The sequence below is a fragment of the Hymenobacter terrigena genome (genome assembly GCF_054776515.1).
In genome coordinates this window covers 1179919-1200529 of sequence record NZ_BAAHBU010000001.1, presented here as the reverse complement: position 1 = coordinate 1200529, position 20611 = coordinate 1179919, and the positions used below count along the sequence as shown (strand labels likewise).

General features: G+C 61.1%; 20 protein-coding genes. 11 read left to right on the top strand and 9 right to left on the bottom strand.

The annotated features are described in order from the left end of the window. The first annotated feature begins 3 nt into the window (after nucleotides 1–3). The gene (locus ACYU7Q_RS04885) at nucleotides 4–930 is read left to right on the top strand and encodes a hypothetical protein (protein WP_460608310.1); all 927 of its coding nucleotides are present in this window, start codon (nucleotides 4–6) and stop codon (nucleotides 928–930) included. 65 nt (nucleotides 931–995) lie between these two features. Then, on the top strand, nucleotides 996–1688 hold the full coding sequence (locus ACYU7Q_RS04880; RefSeq protein ID WP_460608309.1) for an ATP-binding cassette domain-containing protein: 693 nt from the start codon (nucleotides 996–998) through the stop codon (nucleotides 1686–1688). A 67-nt stretch (nucleotides 1689–1755) separates the two neighbouring features. On the opposite strand, the gene ACYU7Q_RS04875 is transcribed toward ACYU7Q_RS04880, so the two are convergent. The 5 genes from ACYU7Q_RS04875 to aroQ form a co-directional block, all read right to left on the bottom strand. Next, on the bottom strand, nucleotides 1756–2502 hold the full coding sequence (locus tag ACYU7Q_RS04875; protein ID WP_460608308.1) for a tRNA1(Val) (adenine(37)-N6)-methyltransferase: 747 nt from the start codon (nucleotides 2500–2502) through the stop codon (nucleotides 1756–1758). Between the two features lie 7 nt (nucleotides 2503–2509). Then, complete coding sequence (rnhA, locus tag ACYU7Q_RS04870) at nucleotides 2510–2983, bottom strand: ribonuclease H family protein (RefSeq protein ID WP_460608307.1); 474 nt, start codon at nucleotides 2981–2983, stop codon at nucleotides 2510–2512. A gap of 97 nt (nucleotides 2984–3080) precedes the next feature. Continuing rightward, a complete protein-coding gene (locus ACYU7Q_RS04865; protein ID WP_241934125.1) occupies nucleotides 3081–3641 on the bottom strand; it encodes a MarC family protein in 561 nt (186 codons plus the stop codon). A gap of 45 nt (nucleotides 3642–3686) precedes the next feature. Beyond that, complete coding sequence (locus tag ACYU7Q_RS04860) at nucleotides 3687–4754, bottom strand: aminotransferase class V-fold PLP-dependent enzyme (RefSeq protein WP_460608306.1); 1068 nt, start codon at nucleotides 4752–4754, stop codon at nucleotides 3687–3689. 347 nt (nucleotides 4755–5101) lie between these two features. Next, nucleotides 5102–5548, bottom strand: coding sequence for a type II 3-dehydroquinate dehydratase (gene aroQ / locus ACYU7Q_RS04855; RefSeq protein ID WP_460608305.1), 447 nt, complete (start codon nucleotides 5546–5548; stop codon nucleotides 5102–5104). A 159-nt stretch (nucleotides 5549–5707) separates the two neighbouring features. Here aroQ and xerD point away from each other — a divergent pair, with 159 nt between their 5' ends. The 8 genes from xerD to ACYU7Q_RS04815 all read left to right on the top strand — a co-directional run bounded on the left by xerD (nucleotide 5708) and on the right by ACYU7Q_RS04815 (nucleotide 16074). Further along, the gene (gene xerD / locus ACYU7Q_RS04850) at nucleotides 5708–6607 is read left to right on the top strand and encodes a site-specific tyrosine recombinase (RefSeq protein WP_460608304.1); all 900 of its coding nucleotides are present in this window, start codon (nucleotides 5708–5710) and stop codon (nucleotides 6605–6607) included. A gap of 197 nt (nucleotides 6608–6804) precedes the next feature. Beyond that, complete coding sequence (locus ACYU7Q_RS04845) at nucleotides 6805–9831, top strand: FtsK/SpoIIIE family DNA translocase (RefSeq protein WP_460608303.1); 3027 nt, start codon at nucleotides 6805–6807, stop codon at nucleotides 9829–9831. A gap of 120 nt (nucleotides 9832–9951) precedes the next feature. Then, complete coding sequence (locus ACYU7Q_RS04840; protein WP_460608302.1) at nucleotides 9952–10596, top strand: LolA family protein; 645 nt, start codon at nucleotides 9952–9954, stop codon at nucleotides 10594–10596. Nucleotides 10597–10664: 68 nt separating this feature from the next. Further along, nucleotides 10665–11966, top strand: coding sequence for a DUF2851 family protein (locus ACYU7Q_RS04835; RefSeq protein WP_460608301.1), 1302 nt, complete (start codon nucleotides 10665–10667; stop codon nucleotides 11964–11966). Beyond that, nucleotides 11963–13276, top strand: coding sequence for a hypothetical protein (locus tag ACYU7Q_RS04830; RefSeq protein ID WP_460608300.1), 1314 nt, complete (start codon nucleotides 11963–11965; stop codon nucleotides 13274–13276). Before ACYU7Q_RS04835 ends, ACYU7Q_RS04830 begins: the two co-directional genes overlap by 4 nt. 128 nt (nucleotides 13277–13404) lie before the next feature. After that, nucleotides 13405–14037 (top strand): NeuD/PglB/VioB family sugar acetyltransferase, encoded by a 633-nt coding sequence (locus ACYU7Q_RS04825; RefSeq protein ID WP_460608299.1) that lies wholly within the window; start codon nucleotides 13405–13407, stop codon nucleotides 14035–14037. Nucleotides 14038–14144: 107 nt separating this feature from the next. Then, on the top strand, nucleotides 14145–15086 hold the full coding sequence (gene trhO / locus ACYU7Q_RS04820) for a rhodanese-related sulfurtransferase (RefSeq protein WP_460608298.1): 942 nt from the start codon (nucleotides 14145–14147) through the stop codon (nucleotides 15084–15086). 106 nt (nucleotides 15087–15192) lie between these two features. Then, complete coding sequence (locus ACYU7Q_RS04815; RefSeq protein WP_460608297.1) at nucleotides 15193–16074, top strand: nucleoside phosphorylase; 882 nt, start codon at nucleotides 15193–15195, stop codon at nucleotides 16072–16074. Between the two features lie 81 nt (nucleotides 16075–16155). Here ACYU7Q_RS04815 and ACYU7Q_RS04810 read toward each other — a convergent pair whose 3' ends face one another. Together ACYU7Q_RS04810 and ACYU7Q_RS04805 are read right to left on the bottom strand one after the other, a co-directional pair. Further along, a complete protein-coding gene (locus ACYU7Q_RS04810; RefSeq protein ID WP_460608296.1) occupies nucleotides 16156–16461 on the bottom strand; it encodes a hypothetical protein in 306 nt (101 codons plus the stop codon). Between the two features lie 108 nt (nucleotides 16462–16569). Then, the gene (locus ACYU7Q_RS04805; protein WP_460608295.1) at nucleotides 16570–17583 is read right to left on the bottom strand and encodes an acyl-CoA reductase; all 1014 of its coding nucleotides are present in this window, start codon (nucleotides 17581–17583) and stop codon (nucleotides 16570–16572) included. Nucleotides 17584–17779: 196 nt separating this feature from the next. Between ACYU7Q_RS04805 and ACYU7Q_RS04800 the strand changes: the two genes are divergently transcribed. Further along, nucleotides 17780–18130 (top strand): 4Fe-4S dicluster domain-containing protein, encoded by a 351-nt coding sequence (locus tag ACYU7Q_RS04800; RefSeq protein WP_460608294.1) that lies wholly within the window; start codon nucleotides 17780–17782, stop codon nucleotides 18128–18130. Nucleotides 18131–18208: 78 nt separating this feature from the next. Here ACYU7Q_RS04800 and ACYU7Q_RS04795 read toward each other — a convergent pair whose 3' ends face one another. Then, on the bottom strand, nucleotides 18209–19417 hold the full coding sequence (locus ACYU7Q_RS04795; protein WP_460608293.1) for an N-acetyl sugar amidotransferase: 1209 nt from the start codon (nucleotides 19415–19417) through the stop codon (nucleotides 18209–18211). 120 nt (nucleotides 19418–19537) lie between these two features. Next, the gene (locus ACYU7Q_RS04790; protein ID WP_460608292.1) at nucleotides 19538–20452 is read right to left on the bottom strand and encodes a carbon-nitrogen hydrolase family protein; all 915 of its coding nucleotides are present in this window, start codon (nucleotides 20450–20452) and stop codon (nucleotides 19538–19540) included. Between the last annotated feature and the right edge of the window lie 159 nt (nucleotides 20453–20611).

Below are 20611 nucleotides of genomic sequence, written 5' to 3'. Positions count from 1 at the left end.
GTAATGCGGGCGAAGTTGCTGGGCCGGTTGCTGCGCGAAATCGGCTGGCTGCGGCTGGCGCTGCTGGCCCCGGTGTTGGTGGCGGCTCTGGGCCAGGGATTGGTGCTGGCGGCCCCGCACCCAACGGGGCAGTGGGCAGTACCATTGTTGACTGCTTTAACCTTGGCTTCAGCCCACCGGCAGCGGGCCGATTTGCGATTTCTATTTATCAACGCGCCGCACTTTCGGCACTGGTTGGCCGTGGAGTATGGGCTGGTGGCATTGCCCGTAGCACTGGTGCTGTCTTTTTTCCACGACTGGAGTGCCGCCCTGCTGGCGCTGGGCTTGTCCGCCACGGCGGCCCTGCTGCCCCCCGCCCGTGATGACCGCAGCACGCAACACCGCGCCCGCAGCCCGTTTCGGAGTGAGGCGTTTGAATGGGTGGGCGGGCTGCGGGCTGGTGGGCTCTGGGCGTGGCCGGTGCTGGTGGCCGGGGCAATGTGGCAGCGCGCCTCGCCGCTGGGGCCGGGCGTGGCATTGGTGGCGTGGCTGCTGGTGCTGCTGGCCTGCTACGGCACCCCCGAGCCGGTGATTATGCTGGTGACGGCAGCGCGCACGCCAGGGCAATTTCTGCGGCGGCGGCTGGGGCTGGGCGTGGGCTACGCGGCCCTCACGGCCGCGCCATTTCTCTGGCTGCTGGCGGTGGGGCCGGCGGGCGTGGGCGGGGCGGTGGCGGTGGCCGCATTCTGGCTGGGGCTGGTGGCGCTGCTGATTCTCACCAAGTATGCGTTTTACCCCAATGCCACGCACATTCGCACCACGCAGGCACTGGTGATAGGGGTGGCGCTCACCTTATTTGCCCATCCGGTGTACCCGGTGCTGCTGTTGGTGGCAGTAGGGGGATTGATTTGGCAAAGCCAGCGGCGTTTGCGGGCGGTGCTGGGAAGTTGAGTTAAGGGTTAGGAGTGAAGTGTTGTCCGCTGGCTTAAGTTGAGGACTGAATTTGATTGAACGGTATGCTGGAAATTCTCAATCTGCGCAAAGCCTATGGCTCGCATATCGTGTTGCACGAGGTCAGCCTGAGCCTGCTTCCCGGCACTATTCACGGGCTGGTGGGGGCCAATGGCGCGGGCAAAACCACGCTCATTAATTGTCTCTACGGCCTGGAAAACGACTTTGCCGGCACCATCCGTGACACGGCTGGCTCGCCGGTGCGCGAGCATTGCGGCCTGCTGCCCTACGAGCCGTATTTTTACCCGCGCCTCACCGGGCGCGAGTACCTGGAATTCTGCCTGCAGGCGCGGGGCCGGCCAGTGGTTGACTTCGCTGGCTGGAACCAACTGCTGGAGCTGCCCCTCGACCAATACGCCGATGAATACTCGGCCGGCATGCGCAAAAAGCTGGCCCTGCTCGCGCTGCTGGTGCAGCAGTTCACCTACCTTATTCTCGACGAGCCCTTCAACGGCCTCGACCTCGAAGCCAATCTGTTGCTAAAAGAAATACTGAAGCGCCTGCGTGACCGCGGCACGGGCATTCTGCTCACTTCGCACATCCTGGGCGCGCTCACCGAAACCTGTGATGAAATCTCGGTGCTGGTGGGCGGGCGGGTACAGCGGCACTACGCTGCCAGTGAGTTCGGCACGCTGGAGCATGACTTGCTCGACAGCCTGCACCGCGAAAAGCTGGGCCTGCTGGCCGGGCTGGTGTAGCGCGGGCAGTAGCGCGGACTTTTAGTCCGCGAGTTATTTTGTTGGATTCGCGGACTAAAAGTCCGCGCTACAGCGCCAGATAAAACCCCGCCAGCAGCGCCCGAAACTCCGCTGAATATTCCGCGTCATTTTCCGCCGTGCGGATAATCAGCTCCGTTTCCTGCACTTCTACCGCCTCCCGCCGAAAGCCTGTGATGTGCCGCAGCGGCCGGCTGCCGGGCCGGTGCCGCACCACCAGCCGCGTGGCCGCGTGCAGCCCGGCCGCCGCCGCTACCTGCTCAAACGCCGACATTTCCGGCGGGGGCAGCAGCACCGTAAGCAGGCCCACCGGCAACAGAAACTCCGCGGCAAAAGCCGCTAGTGCTTCAAAAGAAAGCGTATCGGCGGCCTCGTGGCGGGCCGTGGTGCGGGCCGCATCGGGCGAGCGCAGCGACTGGCGAAAAAACGGTGGGTTACAAATAATGTGGCTGAACCGCAGGTCGGCGTTAGCCACAGGTGCCGGCCGCGTGGCCGCGTATTCGGCCAAGCCCATGGCCCGCACACCAATGCGCTTGCTCCACGGGCTGGCCGCCACGTTGGCCGCCGCTTGGGCCGCTGCAGCCGCGTCAATTTCCACTGCTTCGATTTCGACGGTGGCGTGGCGCTGGGCGGCCATGAGGGCCAGCAAGCCGGTGCCGGTGCCGATATCGAGCAGGCGGGTAGCGCCGGTAAGGTCGGCCGCCGCGCCCAGTAGGCAGGCATCGGTGCTCACCTTCATGGCGCAATTAGCCTGCCCGATGCGGAACTGCTGAAACTGGAAGTAGTCGTTGGGCACGAAGCAGCTACAATAAGGACTTGGTGGCTTCGATGGCCTCGTAGCCCTCATCTACCAGCAGGCCTTTGCCCAAGGCGCTTTGAACGGCCAGCACGTCGCAGCGCTCGTTTTCGGCGTGGCCGGCGTGGCCTTTTATCCAGTGAAAAGTGACTTTGCGTTGCTTGTAGATGCGCAGAAAGCGCCGCCACAGGTCCTCGTTGGCCTTTTTGCCGAAATCGGGCTTCTTTTCCCAACCGAACACCCACTTTTTCTCCACGGCATCGACCACGTACTTGGAGTCGGACACGACGCGGATGGGCAGGTCGGGGCGGGTCACGGCTTCGAGGCCGACGATGACGGCCAGCAGCTCCATGCGGTTGTTGGTGGTGCGGCGGAAGCCCTGGGTGAGCTCCTTCTCGTGGGGGCCGTAGCGCAGAATGGCGCCGTAGCCGCCCGGGCCGGGGTTGCCGCGGGCCGAGCCGTCGGTGAACAGGTGAATCATTGAATAGATGGGCGGATTGCCGAATGGGTGCATTGTTGAATTGTTGCATCGTGTGAATCAATTCAACAATGCACCCATTCGGCAATCCGGCAATTAATTAGAAATTAGCCTTGAATAACTTGATGGCGATGGCCAGCAGAATCACGCCGAACACGCGGCGCAGCACGTCCTCCCCGGCTTTGCCGAGCTGGCGCTCAATCCAGGGGCTGGTTTTGAGCACGGCGTAGACGAACACGAGGTTGAGCAGGATGCCGACCAGGATGTTGGGCAGCGTGTAGGCGGCGCGCAGCGAGAGCAGCGTGGTCATGGTGCCGGCCCCGGTGATGAGCGGAAAAGCCAGCGGCACAATGGAGCCGGTGCTGGCCGTGAGGTCGGAATGAAACAGCTGGATGCCGAGTATCATTTCCAGTCCAATGAGGAAGATGATGACCGCGCCCGCCAGGGCAAAACTCTCGTTATCGACCCCAAACAACCGCAAAATGCTCTGGCCCAGAAACAGGAAAGCCACCATGAGGCAGCCCGCCACGAAGGTGGCCAGCTCGGCCTTAATCTGACCTTCGCGCTGCCGAATCTGGATGATAATCGGGATGGAGCCCACGATGTCAATCACCGCGAAGAGCGTGAGCGTGACGGAGAAAATTTGCTGGAGATTGAGCATGATTGAGGACTTTGAGGTGGGGGCGGGGGCGCACCCTACAACCTATTACCCCGGGTATTCCTTGGCGAAAAACTGCACCAGGGCCTCCATAGCGGCATCGGGCACGGCGGGGAAGTTGGCAATGCGGATGGTGGTGTTTTTCAGCGGGCCGTAGCCGCTGCCCAGCTGCAGGCCGGCTTCCTTGGCTTTGGCTTTGATTTCTTCGATGAGGGCGGGCTCGCCGCGCAGGCCGATGACGGTGGTGGAACGGGTTTCGTAGTTGTGGACGAGGGGCGTGAGCGGCGTGGCCTGCTCGAAAAAGGCGTAGAGCTTCTCGGCGCGGTCGGCGAGGTGCTGGTGCACGGTTTTGATGGGCTCGCGGTCGGCCAGCACGCGGCTCATGAGGTAAATGCCCAGCACGTTGGGCGTGTAGTTGGTTTGGTGGTTCAGCATCTGGCTCAGCATGGCGGGCAGCGCGTTGTAGTGGGCGCGGTCGTTCACGAGCTTGGCCTGGGCCACGGCGCGGGGCGAGAGAATCATCACGCCCAGGCCGGCGGGCAGCCCGAAGCACTTCTGCACCGAGCCGTACCAGATGTCGGCCTTGATGTATTTCAGGTTCAGGCCGGCCAGCGAGCTGGTGGCATCCACCGCCAGCAGGGCCCCGCCGAGGCGGTTGTAGAGGTTCAGAATGAAGCCCTCGCGCAGCTGGGTGGCGGTGCTGGTTTCGTTTTGGGTGATGCAGACGAGGTCGGTATCGTCGGGGGCGAAGGGCAGGCTGGCCACGTCGGGCAGCTCATCGAGCCCGAAGCTCAGGCCCGTGCTGGCCGGCCGCAGGGCCTTGGCGTACTTGTACCACTTCTCGCCGAAGTCGCCGTTGTAGAGGTGAAACGAGCGGCGGGGCGTCAGGCTTTGGGCCAGGATTTCCCAGCACTCGGTGGCCGAGCCGGTGAACAGAACGGTGTAATCCTGCGGTACGTTGAGCTTAGCTTTGAGGTCGGCCACGGTCTGGCGCACCAGGCTAATGACTTTGTCGGAGCGGTGCCCGGCCGAGAGCCAGTCCTCGTCAAAAGCATCGGTGAGGTACTGCCGAACGGCGGGATATACGGCCGAAGGCCCGGGATTGAAAGTATACATGGAGGAGAAAGGCTAGAGGAGAGAGACGCCGCCACCGCAAAGGTAGCGGCTGCGCCAACCGCCGAAAGAACGATTTTGGGGCCGGCGAACGCGCTGCTCAACGTGAAGCAGCCCCTTCTGTTACCTTAGAAGCCGTTGCGCAGCAGCAAGGAGCCTGTTCTCGTCGGCAAGTAGCCCCTCCGCACCGCCCAGCAGGTTCTTTGCACCCCCAAGAAGCCGGTTCGCACCCCTAAGGAGCCTCTTCGCACCCCCAAGAAGCCGGTTCGCACCGCCAAGGAGCCCCTCCACACCGATGGGAAGAGGCTCCTTAGCGGTGCGAACCGGCTTCTTGGGGGTCGGGAAGGGCTTCAGACCCGAAAGCCCACCCGTTTGGGCGTCTGGTTCACAAACCATTGCACGGCGAGGCGGTAGCTCTCTAGTCCGAAGCCGCTGATGCTGCCGGCGCAGTGCCGTCCAAAGAGGCTTTTCTGGCGGAAGTCCTCGCGGGCGTGCAGGTTGCTCAGGTGCACCTCCACCACGGGCGTGCTGATGGCGGCCACGGCATCGGCCAGGGCCACGCTGGTGTGGGTGAGCCCGCCGGCATTGAGCACGATGCCGTGGTGAATGAAGCCGACTTCGTGCAGCTTGTCGAGAATCGCACCTTCGTGGTTGGATTGAAATTGCGTGAGCTTGACTTGCGGAAAGGCTGCTTCGAGCTCGGGAAAAAAGTCCTCGAAGGAGCGGTTGCCGTAGATGCCGGGCTCGCGGCGGCCGAGCAGGTTGAGGTTGGGGCCGTTGAGAATTAAGATGTCCATGTTGGAGGTTTTGAAGGCCAAAGAACGTCATGCAGCGCGCAGCGGAGCATCTTGGTCGGGGTCGTAATTCAATCGGCAGAAAAAGTATCAGTGGTAGCAGGCAAGATGCTTCGCTGCGCGCTGCATGACGTTCTTTGGTTGCCCAAAGCCCCATTACCCATGACCTGGCCCATTGCCCTGAAACAGTTCGACGGCTACCTGCGCCTCGAAAAATCCCTCTCGCCCAACTCCGTGGAGGCTTATGTGCGCGACATCACCAAGCTCCAGCAGTTTCTCATTATCCAAAAGCTGCACATCGGCCCCACGCAGGTGAGCACCGAAGTACTGCGCGAATTCCTCAACACGCTGCAAGGCCTGGGCCTGAGTGCCACCTCGCAGGCCCGCACCCTGTCGGGCCTGAAGGCGTTTTTCAGCTTCCTCATCATGGAGGACCTGCTGAAACTGGACCCCACCGACACCCTCGAAGCCCCCAAAACCGGCCGCCACCTGCCCGATACCCTCAGCTACCCCGAAGTAGAGCAGCTGCTAGCCGTCATCGACCTGAGCACCGACGAAGGCCTGCGCTCCCGCGCCCTGCTCGAAGTGCTGTACTCGTCCGGCCTGCGCGTGAGCGAGCTCTGCGACTTGCGCCTGAGCAACATTTACACCGACGAAGGCTTCATGAAAGTGGTGGGCAAGGGCAACAAGGAGCGCCTCGTGCCCGTGGGCCGCGAAGCCCTCAAGCACCTCAACTTCTACCTCAGCGGCGTGCGCGGCCACCTGGATATCAAGCCCGGCAGCGAAGATTTCGCCTTCCTGAGCAAGAACGGCCGGCCGCTGTCGCGCATCACGGTATTCACCACACTCAAGAAACTGGCCGAGCAGGCAGGCCTGCGCAAAACCATCAGCCCGCACACGCTGCGGCATTCCTTTGCCACGCACCTGATAGAAGGTGGGGCCGACCTGCGCGCCGTGCAGGAGATGCTGGGCCACGCCAGCATTACCACCACCGAAATTTACACGCACCTGGACAGAGACTTTCTGCGGCAGGTGATTACCGAGTTTCACCCGCGCAGCTAGGGTGGGGGAGGCGGTGGAGAAAATCAAATAAGCACGTCATGCAGAGCGCAGCGAAGCATCTTTACCGCACAACGCAATTCAATCGACTGAATTACTGCCTGCGGTAAAGATGCTTCGCTGCGCTCTGCATGACGTTCGATAATCGTCTGCCACATCCCGCCTGCATTGTGTAAATTTGACCTTTCTGCACCCGACGAATGGCCGATAATCGTTATAAAAATCCTCCCGCCGGCCCCTCGGCTAACCGCCCGAACGAGCCCAAGGCCAACCGGCGCAACGAGCCGCGCTCCAACGCGCCGGCTCTTGAGCCTGTCCCCGCCGCCCGCCCGGAGCCCCGCCCCGCCGCCAACGTGCCCAAAGCCGCCCGCGCCGCCCAGCAAGCCCCAACAGCCAAGCCCGCCAAGCCGCCCCGCGCCCCGCGCGGCCCCCTGCCCGGCGTGGGCAACCTGCTGAGCCTGCTGCGCGACCGCCGCTTTCATCTTTTCGTGGGCTTCGGGCTGCTGCTGGGCAGCCTCTACCTCACCATTGCCTTCACCTCCTTCCTCTTCACCGGCCACGCCGACCAGAGCGTGGTGGGCGCCATGAGCACCATCCCGGTGAAGGAGGCCGGTGCGGAATCACACAACTGGCTGGGCCTGCTCGGAGCCTGGGCCGCCGAGCTGTTCATTTATAAGCTGTTTGGGGTGGCGGCGTTTGCGCTCATTCCCATCGTGTTTTTTCTGGGGTACAAGATTGTGTTCCGGGCCGCGCCGGTTTCGGTGAGCTACGTGCTGGCGCTGGGCCTGTTCAGCATAGCTTGGCTGAGCGTGCTGCTGGGCTATGTGGTGGTGTCGTTGGCCGCGCCGGGGGCCGACCCTGTACTGGCCCACCGCTTGGATTTTCTGTGCGGCGGCGTTGGTTTCGAAGCTGCTTCCTGGCTCGATAGCCTCATTGGCTGGGGCACGGTGCTGCTGCTGGCCTTCGCCCTGATATCGTTCGTGGTGTTCTTCTTCAACGTCACCAGCCTCAACCTGGGCCGGTTCCGCAGCCTCAGCACCGAGGACGATGCCGACGAAGACGCCGAGTTGGAAGCCGAAATCGCCGCCGAGCAGGCCGCCGCTGCCCAGCCGGTAGCGCCCGCCGCGCCCGCCGCCCCGGCCATGACGCTCAAAACCCGCCCGGCCGCGCCGGAAGCCACGGCTACCTCCGCCGCCACGGTTGCGGCCGGAGGAATGCAGTCTGCCGGCCCGTCGCTGGAACTTGATAAGGATGATGAGACGGACGAAGCCCCGGCATCTGTAAAAGAATACGAGCCCGCTCCCCGGCCCGGTGCTGGGTTGCCGCTGAGCGTGGCCGGTGCCGTAGGCGCCGGCGCGCTGGGAACGGCTGCCGCAGCATCTTCGCTCGGTACGTCGGTAGCTGGTGGCGCATTGGCTGCTGCCGTGGTCCCGCTGGCGGCGAGCGGCCCGGCTTTCTCCATTGAAATGCCCACCGCCGATGAGCCCGTTGCAGCTCCAGCCATGCCGGTTGCCACCATTCCCACGCCGTTGTCAATGGCCGATTTGGCCGATGATGACGCGCCGCTACCAGCGTCGCGCCCGGTGCTGCCCATGCCCGCCGCCCGTCCGCTAGAAATCACCGTGCCCGGCCGCGACGACCTCGACCCCAACGCCGGGGCCGACATCGCCGCCGTAGCCGATGAGGACGAGGACGCCGACCAGATGCCTCCCGGCAACTACGACCCCACGCTGGAGCTTTCGCGCTTCCAGTTCCCTACGCTGGAGCTGCTCAACGACTACGGCATCGCCAAAGCCCAGGTAACCAAGGAAGAGCTCGAAGCCAACAAAGACCGCATCGTGGAGACGCTGGGCCATTACGGCATCAGCATCGCCAGCATCAAGGCCACCATTGGTCCCACGGTTACGCTCTATGAAATCGTGCCCGAAGCCGGGGTTCGCATCTCCAAAATCAAGGCCCTGGAAGATGACATTGCGCTGAGCCTGGCCGCGCTCGGCATCCGCATCATTGCCCCCATTCCGGGCAAGGGCACTATCGGCATCGAAGTGCCGAATACCAAGAAGGAAATGGTCAGCATCCGCTCGGTGCTGGGCTCGGAGAAGTTCGCGCGTAGCGAAATGGACCTGCCTATTGCCTTCGGCCGCACCATTACCAACGAGGTATTCGTGGCCGATTTGGCCAAAATGCCCCACTTGCTCATGGCCGGTGCCACGGGCCAGGGCAAGTCGGTAGGACTGAACGTGATTCTGGCCTCGCTGCTCTACAAGCGCCACCCCGCGCAGTTGAAGTTTGTGCTGGTCGACCCTAAAAAGGTGGAATTAAGCATCTTCAACAAGATTGAGCGCCACTACCTGGCCAAGCTGCCCGATACCGACGAGGCCATCATCACCGACACCAAAAAGGTGGTGAACACGCTCAATTCGCTCTGCATGGAGATGGACCGGCGCTACGACCTCCTCAAGGAAGCCGGCTGCCGCAACCTCAAAGAATACAACGCCAAGTTCATCGAGCGCCGCCTCAACCCCAAGAAAGGCCACCGTTTCCTGCCCTTTATCGTGCTGGTAATCGACGAACTGGCCGACCTGATGATGACGGCCGGCAAGGAAGTGGAAACGCCCATTGCCCGCCTCGCCCAGCTGGCCCGCGCCATCGGCATTCACCTCATCGTGGCCACCCAGCGCCCTTCGGTGAACGTGATTACCGGTATCATCAAGGCCAACTTCCCGTGCCGTATTTCCTTCAAGGTGACCAGCAAAATCGATTCGCGTACCATCCTCGACACCGGCGGGGCCGACCAGCTCATCGGTCAGGGCGACATGTTGTTCTCGGCCGGCTCGGATTTGATTCGCGTACAGTGCGCTTTCATCGACACGCCGGAAGTGGACCGCGTCTGCGACTTCATCGGCGAGCAGCAGGGCTATAACGATGCCTACCTGCTGCCCGAAGTGGCCGGGGCCGACGGCGACGCTGGCAGTGGCAACGAGGAAATGGACCCTTCGGAGCGCGATTCGATGTTTGAGGATGCCGCCCGTTGCATCGTGCTGCACCAGCAAGGCAGCACCTCGCTTTTGCAACGCAAGCTCAAACTGGGCTACAACCGTGCTGGCCGTCTGATTGACCAATTGCAGCACGCCGGTATTGTAGGACCATTCGAGGGCAGCAAGGCCCGCGATGTGCTCATTCCGGATGAGTATCAGTTGGAGCAGCTGCTGAACTCGATGAAGTAAGCCCAACTATTTTTATCTTCATCGACACCTCATTGGCACTTTGGCCGGACGTTTGTTAAACAAAATCCGTATCAGGCTTTCCAAGCCCTGAACAAGCGCCTTTTGAACTCACTTTTTCTAATGAAAAAATCAATTTCCTTCCTGCTGCTCGCAGTTTCGCTGGCCTTGCCCGCCGCCGCCCAGCAGGACCCTAAAGCTGGTAAAATCCTCGACCAGATGAGCGCCAAGTACCAAGCGCTGAAAGCCTTCCAGGCTACTTTTACCCAAACGCTGGAAAACCCCAGCGCCAAGGTGAAGCAGAACATCAACGGCGACATTGTGGTGAGCGGCCAGAAGTTTCGTCTCAAAATCAGCGGTCAGGAAGTCATCAACGATGGCAAAACCACTTGGACATACCTGAAGAACGAAAACGAGGTGAACATCTCGGATTCGGACCCGGATTCGCAGGAAATGTCGCCCTCCCAGATTTATACCATGTATAAAAAGGGCTACAAATACACCTACGTGCAGCAGGTAACCGAGAGTGGCGAGCCGCTCGATGTAATCGAGCTGGCCCCCGAAAACCGCCAGAATGACGTGTTTAAGGTGCGGCTGAAGGTGCGTAAGAAGGATGCCTCGGTGAAAAGCTGGCAGATGTTTAAGAAAAACGGCAACCAGTATACTTTCCTCATCAAGAACTTCAAGCCCAACCCGCCTACCGATGCCAGTACGTTTGCCTTCGACAAGGCCAAGTATAAAGGCGTGAAGGTGGTGGACCTGCGCTAGGTTTCATAAATAACGTGATTTGAGAAACGGCCCGCTTCGAAAGAGGCGGGCCGTTTTACATTTGCCCCATGCGCGAAGATTTCTACCATTACGTCTGGCAGCACCAGTATTTTGATAAAACCGACCTGCGCACGGCCGAGGGCGAGGAAATCCAGGTACTAAAGCCCGGCCACCGCAACGCCGACGCTGGTCCCGATTTCCTGAACGCCCGCCTGCGCGTGGGCGAAGTAGAGTGGAACGGGGCCGTGGAAATCCACCTTCGCGCCTCTGACTGGACCCGCCACCAGCACCAAACCGACCCCAAGTACGACCAGGTGATTCTACACGTCGTGGGGCAGCACGATGCCGACGTGGCCCGCACCAACGGCAGCCTGATTCCCGCGCTGGCCCTGCAAACCCGCCTTGCCCCCGAACTGCTGGCCCGCTACCAAGCCTTGGTAGAAGCACCGACCGCCGCGCCCTTGCCCTGCGCGCCGCTCCTGGACTTGGTGCCCGAAATCACCCGCACGATGATGGCCGAGCGGGCGCTGCTGGAGCGCGTGGAGCGCAAGGCCGACGACGTGATGGCCCTGCATCAGCACCTCGGCCAGGACTGGGAAGCCACCGCCTACCACGCGCTCATGGCCGCTTTCGGCTTCCAGAAAAACAGCGAGCCGCTGGCGCGCCTGGCCAAAGCCCTGCCGCTGACCGTGCTGCGTCGCCACCGCCACGACCAGCGCCAACTCGAAGCTTTGCTGTTTGGACATGCCGGATTTCTGGCTGAAAATGAGGAAACTGTCGCCGATGAATACATCCGGGATTTGAGGCAGGAATACGAGTTTCTGCGGCACAAATACAACCTGGCGGATACCGCGCTGGCCGTGCACGAGTGGAACTACCTGCGCCTACGGCCGGCCAATTTTCCGCCGGTGCGGCTGGGCCAGCTGACGGGCCTGCTACACGCCCGGCCGGCGTTGTTCGATGCCTTGCTCACGGCCCAAAGCGTGGCCGTACTGACGGAGTTTTTCCAGGCCCCCGCGCCGGCGTATTGGCGGGCGCACTTCCGTCCCGGGCGGCCGGGCAAGGTGCCAAGCCTCGGCAAAAGCAGCATCGACCTGCTCATCACCAACGTGGTGGTGCCGTTGCGCGTGGCCTACGCCCGGCACGTGGGCCAGCCCGCACTAGTGGAAAGCAGCGTGGCCCTACTGAGCGAACTGCCTGCCGAGCACAACCAGTACACCGACGTGTACGAGGCCCTGAGTTTCACGCACCGCACGGCGGCCGACTCGCAGGGGCTGCTAGCGCTGTACAAGAATTATTGCGCCCCGCGCCGCTGCCTGCACTGCGCCATCGGCAGCCGGCTGGTGCAACAACCCCGCGTAGCCCGGTGAAAATAGCACTGGCCATTTTTCTTAATTCGGCCCTGCTGGCCGGGCTGGTGCCGTGGCTGCGGCGGCAGTGGCGCGAAGCACCGGCGGGCTGGTGGCGGGCCACTTTGGTGACTAGCCTGAGCGTGCGCGTAGCCGTGGGCCTGTTCCGAAACTGGCATTTGCAGCTCGATGCCAAGTTCATGAGTGACCTGAGCCAGCCCATTACGGAGCAGCTATGGAAGCACCCGACCCAGGCTTGGCAGACGCTTACCCAAGCCGTCACGCTCATTCATTTTAAGTATTATACAGCCGTTTTTCAGGGGCTCTCCAATACTTGGTTTTTTATCAAAGTATTGGCTTTTCTGAATCTGGCCTCGGGCGGAATCGGTTGGTTGAATGGCTTGTACCTGAGTCTTTTCGCCTTTGTAGGATGCTGGCAACTCGTCTGCGTGCTAGCCCGCGTTTTTCCGGCCACACCGGCCGGAGCGGGGGCGGTAGGGTTTCTGCTTTGGCCGTCGGTGTGGTTCTGGGCCACGGGGCTGAGCAAAGAATCCTTGCTGGTCGGCAGCGGAGCCTGGCTGACGGCCCTGGTGCTGGAACGGCTATACGCAGAGCCCAGGAACCAGTGGTCCCACGTTTGGTGGCATCGGGCCGGTTGGTGGCTGACGGTGTTGGTATTGGCCTATGTCCACTTCAAAATGCGCTACTTTTTTGCCGCGCCTTTATTGGCCATACTAGTGGGCATCGCGCTGGTGCGCGGGCTGCAATTACGCGGACTAGCGCGGTCCCGCTGGGCGCAGGCCCTGGCGCTGCTGGCGGTGATGGGCTCCGGCTTGTGGCTGGCCCAGCAGGTGAGCGTAGCATTCAGCGTGAATAAATTCACCAACCAGGTGGTGCGCGTGTACACTTCCGACCTGCCCAACCTGGCAGGCCGGCCGCATTTCGAGTACCCCGATTTGCGCCCCACGCTGGAAAGTGTACTGAGCTACGCCCCATTGGCGGTGGCCAATACCCTTACACGCCCTTTCCTGGGCGAGGCTCGCGAGTTAAGGTTGGCTGCCGCGGGGGCTGAAAACCTGCTCTTGCTGGTTCTGCTAATAGTAGCCGTGGTGGGCGCGGTGCGAGGCCGGGCGGGCCACCTGCAATTCATACTGGGGCTCGGGCTGGTGATTTTCTGTTTGGTACTAGCTGCTTTGATGGGGCTGACCACGCCCAACCTGGGCTCGCTGCACCGCTACCGGAGCGACCTGATGCCATATCTGGTGCTGCTGCTGCTGCAAAACGACTACGCGGCGGCGGCGTTGAGACGGCTCGGCTTTCGGGATAAATAACCTCTATCCCGCCCTCACGCCATTCCAAAACGGCTCCTGCGGCGCGTGCCGTACCTTTGCACCGCCTGGCCGGGCCGCGGCGCGATTTGCGGCCGACTGCCCGGGCCTCTCTCATTCGAATTCCCTCCATGGAAAACCCCGTTATCATTCTTGGTGCCCAAACCGTGGGCACCGCCGCCCTCGACGCATTTCTTTCCAACGACGTGGTGGTGTACTGCCTGCTCGACGACGACAAGAAGCTGCAAGGCACCGAGCTACTCGATGTGCCCGTGATGGGCAACACCGACGACGGCGAACTGCTGAAACTCCTCGGCAAGAAGTGCGAAGTATTCGTGGCCACCGAAGACACCGCCAGCCGCCGCAGCCTCACCCAGATGCTGCGCACCGAGTACGAAGTCGTGCCCGTAAACGCCATCCACGAGCGGGCCAGCGTTTCGAACCACGCAACCCTGGGCCACGGCAACTACATCGGTCCCAATGCCGTGGTAGCCGCCACCGCCACCCTCGGCGATGGTTGTTTGGTGGGCGCCAACGCCGTAGTCGAAGCCCGTGCCACCGTGGGCAATTACGCCCAATTGGGCAGTGGTGCTCTGCTCGGAGCCGATACCCAAGTAGGGGAGCAAGCCTTCATCGGGGCCGGCGCAGTGGTGGTTGCCGGCGTGAAAATCGGTGACAAAGCCCGCATCGGGGCCGGCTCGGTGGTAGTGGCCGACGTGCCGAACGGCCAGACGGTATTCGGCAACCCGGCGGTAAAAGTTTAGAAAGGGTTGAATGTTGAATGTTGAATTTTGAGTTGATGCAGTGTTCCGAACCAAATAAATTGTGGACAGCACTCAACATTCAAAACTCAGAACTCAAAACTTTTAGAATGTATCAGGTTCTTCTTTATTACTGCTATACACCGCTCGAAAACCCTGAGCAGTTCCGCGACGAGCACCACCGCCTGTGTCTGGCGCTGGATTTGCGCGGCCGTATTATCGTGGCGGCCGAGGGGCTGAACGGCACGGTATCGGGCACGCGCGAAAGCTGCGCCGCCTACATGGCCGCCGTGAAAGCCGACCCGCGCTTCGCCGCGCTGGAGTTCAAAGTGGACGAGGTGGAGGCCCACACCTTCCAGAAGCTGCACGTGCGGGTGAAGTCCGAAATCGTGCACAGCAGCCTGCACCACGTGCGGCCCCACGAGAAAACCGGCCAGCACCTCTCGCCCGCCGAGTTCAAAGCATTGAAAGACCGCGACGATGTGGTGGTGGTCGACGTGCGCTCGGACTACGAGTACAACCTCGGCCGCTTCAAAAACGCCGTGACGCTGGATATTGAGAACTTCCGCGACTTCCCCGACCGTGTGGAGCGCCTCAAGGAATTCAAGGACAAGAAAATCCTGACCTACTGCACCGGTGGCGTGAAGTGCGAAAAAGCCAGCGCTTACCTCCTGGAGCAGGGGTTCGAAAACGTATACCAGCTGCACGGCGGCATCATCAAGTACGGCATCGAGGCCGGGGGCGAAGATTTTGACGGCCAGTGCTACGTGTTCGACAACCGCGTGGCCGTGGACGTGAACCGCGTGAATCCTACTGTGATATCGCGCTGCCACCACTGCCAGCAGCCCAGCGCCCGCCTCATCAACTGCGCCAACCCGCACTGCAACGCCCACCTGCCCCTCTGCGAAAGCTGCGGCGAAGCCCTACAAGGAGCTTGCTCCGAGGCCTGCGCCGCCCACCCCGACAAGCGCGCCTACGACGGCACCGGCACCTACCCCAAGCTCAGCAACCACTACAACCCGGCCCAGGGCCTGGCGTCCTACAAAGCCTAAATCTTAGTAGTCGGATTAAGTAGCCAGTAGGCGGTATTTACGGTCAGTTGTCCTTTATTGCCGATTATTTCGCTGTCTGATTTCTGACTACTCAATACCGACTACGATGTCAATTCCCAACTCCGAACTCATCCTCAACCCCGACGGCAGCATTTACCACCTCAACCTGCTGCCCGACCACATTTCCGACACCATCCTCACCGTGGGCGACCCGGCGCGGGTGGCCCAGGTCAGCCGGCATTTCGATTCCGTTGAGTTTGAAACCACCCACCGCGAATTCGTGACGCACGTGGGCTATTACCGCGGCAAGCGCCTCACCGTGCTCAGCACCGGCATGGGCACCGATAACATCGACATCGTGATGAACGAGCTCGACGCGCTGGTCAACATTGATTTTATGGCTCGTGAAGTGCGCCCCGAGGAGGAGCGCATGAGCCTGCGCATCATCCGACTGGGTACCAGCGGCAGCCTGCAGGCCGACGTGCCCATCGGCGCGATGCTGGCCACTGAGCACGCCGTGGGCCTCGACAGCCTCATGCAGTTCTACCCGCTGATGGAAACCGGCCTCGAAACCGAAGTGGCTACCGAGCTGCAACGCTCGCTGGGGCTGTCCTTTACGCCCTACGTGGTGCGCGGCTCCGACCTGCTGCGCGAGCAGTTGGGCGCTGGTATGACCATGGGCAACACCCTCACCTGTCCCGGTTTCTACGGGCCGCAGGGCCGCAGCCTGCGCCTGCCGCTACGCCAAGTGGACTACATTTCCCGCCTCCAGAATTTCCGCCACCAGAGCGGCGAAGGCGAGTTCCGCCTCAGCAATTTTGAGATGGAGACGGCCGGCTATTACTCCCTGGGCCGCCTGCTGGGCCACGAAGTATTGTCGCTGAACGCCATCGTGGCCAACCGCGCCACCGGCGAATTTGCCGAGAATGCCGGGGCCGTAGTCGATGCCATGATTGAGCGCACGCTCCAGCATTTGGTCGCTAAATAGGGGCGCGAACTAGCCTTGCCAAAGCAAAAACGGTCATGCTGTGCACAGCATGACCGTTTTTGCTTTGGTAAAGTACGAAGGCTAATAAAAATCGAACCCGAGCACGGCGCGTAGCGGCAGCGATGCGCCCGATTTAAGCGTGAGATGCTCCGCATCGGCAGCCCAGATGGTGGTAGCCACGCGTTTGGTAGCGCCGTCGGCCGTCTGGAAATAGATGTCGAGTTTGCCATGGTAAGCATTGCCCAGGGTCACGGCGCGGTCGGCATCGGCGCGGCGGCGTTGGCGGTCGGCTTCGTTGGTGAGCACATCGGACTGGCCGAATTGCATGTTGGCTATTTCTTCCTTCTCAACAATTTCTACAGTATCAGCGGAATAGGTAAAAGACATGGCGGTAATTAAAAATCGGGTGGGTGGAGGAGCCGGAAACAAAGCGCTTCCGTTGGTCTATCCAAACGATAATTTACCCGTCGACGTCTGATTTTTAGATGAAATTTTCTAGGGCAGCTGCGCCAGAAACTCCATCGTGTCCACGCGGTCGGCGTACTCATCCACGCCCGGGGCCTGGGCTTTGCCAAATGGCACACTGCCGGCAAACCGCCCGCTGGCTGATACCACGCACTGCGTCTGGGCCGCCACGTCGGTGAGCTGGTCCACCAGGTCAACCTCGCTGGCGTACTCGGTATAATGCACCACCGAAATGGGCGACACCAGCGCCGCGCCGCGCGTGAGCAGCAGGAAGCCGGTGTCGTAGTGCGGCACGGCATTCACCAGCAGAATGCTCTTGTTGTAGTCGTAGTTGTTGTTGTATTTGTGGTGGTTAAGCACCCCCTCGAAGCCTTGCAGGGCGTTAAGCAGGGGCACAAAGTCGTAGCCTTCGGGCACGAATAGCTTGCTTATGTTGCGGCACCCCAGGCCGTAGTATTGGAAAATGTCAGGCCCCAGCAGGGCCAGCTCCGCGGCGGTTTCCTGGCCCGTGAGCACGGCCACGCTGGTGCGGTTGCGGCGGATGAGGTGGGGCCGCTGGCCAAAGTAAAATTCGAAATAGCGGGCCGTGTTATCCGAGCCGGTGGCGATGAAGGCATCGGCCGCGTTCAGGCGCGGCAGCACCTTGATAAAGTCGGCAAAGCGCGGCTCGATGCTTGTCAGCTGTTCCATTAGCCAGAGCATCAGCACGGTGTCGTCGGCGCTGGGCTTGGTCAGCAGCACGTGGCCGCTGAGCAGCACGCACAGCAGGTCGTGGAAACCGACCATGGGAATGTTGCCGGCCATCACCACGCCCACCTGGCGCACGGTGGTAGGCTCGGCGGGGTAGCGGGCGGCCCAGTGGCGCAGCGGCTCTTCGGCCAGCAGGTGCGCGATGCCGGCCACGGCGGCTGTCACGTTGGGCAGGTCGAACCAGGCGTTTTGGTTGCGGGCGCGGGCTGCCAGGGCGGTCAGTTCATCAGTGGTGAGGGTGGTGAGGCGCTGGCCGAGGGCCACAAAAGCAGCTAAGCGTTCGGAATGATTCATGAGAAAAGGGGAGGGCGCGGGCAACCAAAAGGAGCCGCACGGAAGATTACCCGGCAAAATTGGCTTAAACTGTGCAAACCCAACCGTTGTTGGTTAATTTTGCAGGCCCAAAGAACGGCGCGGGGCGGACGTTTTACGTAAAGCTCCCTCGTTCTGCTTTGGTTTCCTCACTTCACCCTCCGAACCCCGACGCCCCATGGCCATCATGATAACCGACGAGTGCATCAACTGTGGTGCCTGCGAGCCGGAATGCCCCAACAACGCTATTTACGAAGGCGGTGCGCAGTGGCGCTGGGCCGATGGCACCTCCCTAAAGGAAGTAGCCGCCGCCGATGGCACCGTGGTATCCGGCACGGCCCCCCAAACGCCGGTTTCGGACGAGTACTACTACATCGTATCGGATAAATGCACCGAGTGCGTGGGCTTCCACGAGGAGCCGCAGTGCGCCGCCGTGTGCCCCGTCGATTGCTGCGTAGACGACCCCGACTACCGCGAAACCCGCGAGCGCCTCCTCGAAAAGAAAGACTGGCTGCACATTGCCGCCTAACGCAACTGTCAGCATTTTTGCTCAAAAAGAGAGGCCGCTTCCGATGCAGGAAGCGGCCTCTCTTTTTGAACTCACGGCTTAGGTACCGCAGTTAAAGTATTTATCGTAAGCCGATTCGGGAATCAGATTCAAGCGACTCATGAGCTTGATGGGGCCGCGCAGCAGCTGGAGCAGCGCGTAGTTGTTGGGGTAGTCGTGGAAGGTTTTGGGCGGAGCGGCCACAATGGCATCGAACTCAGCCCGCGTCAGCCCCAGGCGCTTGATGCAGAGCTGAATAACGGTTTCGTCCTCAATAGAGTTGATGTGGGAAATGCGTTCGAGGGCATATTCGCGGCTCATCTGGCCCGAGCGCACCAGCGCCGAATAGTTGAACAGCCGCCGGTCGATGTTGAACTTGACGCGGTTGAGGTAGTAAATCAAACTCTGATACAGGTCGTCGGAATAATGCGCGCCGGGGCTCTTCCAACCCAGTTCGCGTACCAGCAGCTCATCAACCTCTGTCCGCACGTAATCGAGGTGATAGAGCAACGTCACGGTTTTGATGCGCCGCACAAAGGCGTAGTAAAACATCTCTTTGATGCCCAGATTGAAACCCGGGTCGGCGGGCTGCCAGCGCCGCAGCGGCACCGTGCCAAACTGCTTGTGCACGGCCCGCAGGTAGCGGCCATCCAGAAAATTCCAGCTGAGCGGGGCAATGCCTTCGGTACGAAACGACTGGCCGATAATCACGTGCCGGATGCCCTCCTTGGCCGCCACGCCGTACAGGGCCGTGGCAATGCCTAGGTCGGTGCCTTCTTCCATATCGGGCACAGATGCTTTCAAAAAGGCAATTTTCAGGTCTTTCGACTCGCGCCAGTCCGACGTGATGGTGCGTAGCTCCACGCCCAGGCGCTGGCAGGTGCGCACCATGTTCTCACCGGCCACGGGATTGCCGAAGCCGTCGTTGAAGTGCACCGCCAGCGGGCGCAGCTTGAGCTGGGTGACGCAGTACCAGAGCGTGTAGGTGCTGTCGCGGCCGCCGCTCACGCCCACCACGCAATCGTAGCGGCGGTTGCGGCCGGCTTGGCGCATCTCCTCGGCCAGCCGACGCACGGTTTCGCGGCCGGCTTCGCCGAGGGGGAAGGCCTTCTCCATGCGGTCATGGACTTCACAAAAGGAGCAGGTGCCCTCCGAATCGAAGGTAATGCCCGGCGCGGTGGTATCCATTACACACCGGACGCAGCGCTGATAATCAGTCGCTGAATCGGTTGTGGTCAGGTGATTGTGAGGAAGTAGTTGAGTTAGCAAGGGCGGTGAAAATGAAGGGGCTGCATAAAAAAACCTGGGTGGGCAGCAGAGGTAGGGCGGTGGGCAACAAAGGGGTAGGAAGTAAAGTGGAAGCGCAGGGATGGAAAAGTAGAGAATTTGTTAAGGCAGTTGGTCGAAGCGGTAGCCTTTGCGCTGGAGCATGACGCCAATGTCGGTGCCGCGCTCGGGGCGATGTGGCCGGGCCAGGTCGGCCACTACCAACTGCCCGGCAAACTCATTGAACGCCCCCTGCGCGCGCACGCCGTGGGCATCAACGGCAAGAGAGCAGCCCACGCTTTTTTTGCCCTCATACGGTCCGCCCACTATGTAGCCGACGGATGTTACGCTGACCACCACTACGTTATAAAGCTTGGCAAGGATGGAAAAGGGCTTTACCCATTTTTCCTGGTAGGGGTCGTGCTCCTCGGTGATGGAGTAGTCTACGGTCCACGAGGCCGGCGCGATGATGAATTCGGCCCCCATGCGTGCCAGGGTGTGGCCAATGGGCAGGCCGTCAAGGTAATTATCGGCGCAGATATTCACCCCGATTTTGCCCAGTGGCGTGTCCACCACATTCAGCGTCTGCCCCACAGCGTAGTAAGGCTGCTCCACATCCAATAGATTGATCTTGTGGTATTTAACAATGATGTCGCCCTGGGGGTCGATGAGAATGGCGGCGTTAAAGTTGCGTCCATCGGTCGCCCGCTCGGTGAGGCCGGCGCACACGTAAACCTGGTGGCGGGCCGCCGCCTCGCACAGCATATTGCTATATAAGCCCGGAATGGGCTGAGCCTCGTAGAGGGCGCTGGGGTGCGTCCAGGCAAAATCCAACGTTTCTGGCAGCAGAACCAATTCGCAATTTTGGGCGGCGGCCTCCGCAATCTGCTCTACGGCCCGGGCGAGATTGCGGGCAGGTTCGCCTCCTTCTACCAAAAGCTGTCCGAGGCCAATGCGCAACGTGCCAATCGGGGCCGGCACCTCGGGCAATGCCGTGACCGGCGGCGCAGCTTTGCGAAAAGAAAAGAGTAAAGCCATTAATCGTTAAGATGAAGCAGCGGGAATCTTTCGGAAGGTACAAAGAGTGGATTAAACTTTAAGTGCCGAATTCAGTCGGCATCTTTCAAAAAGACGGGCATTTATTGGGCTTAATTAGTGGTCTTTTAAAACTATTTTAATATTAATTATTTAAGATGT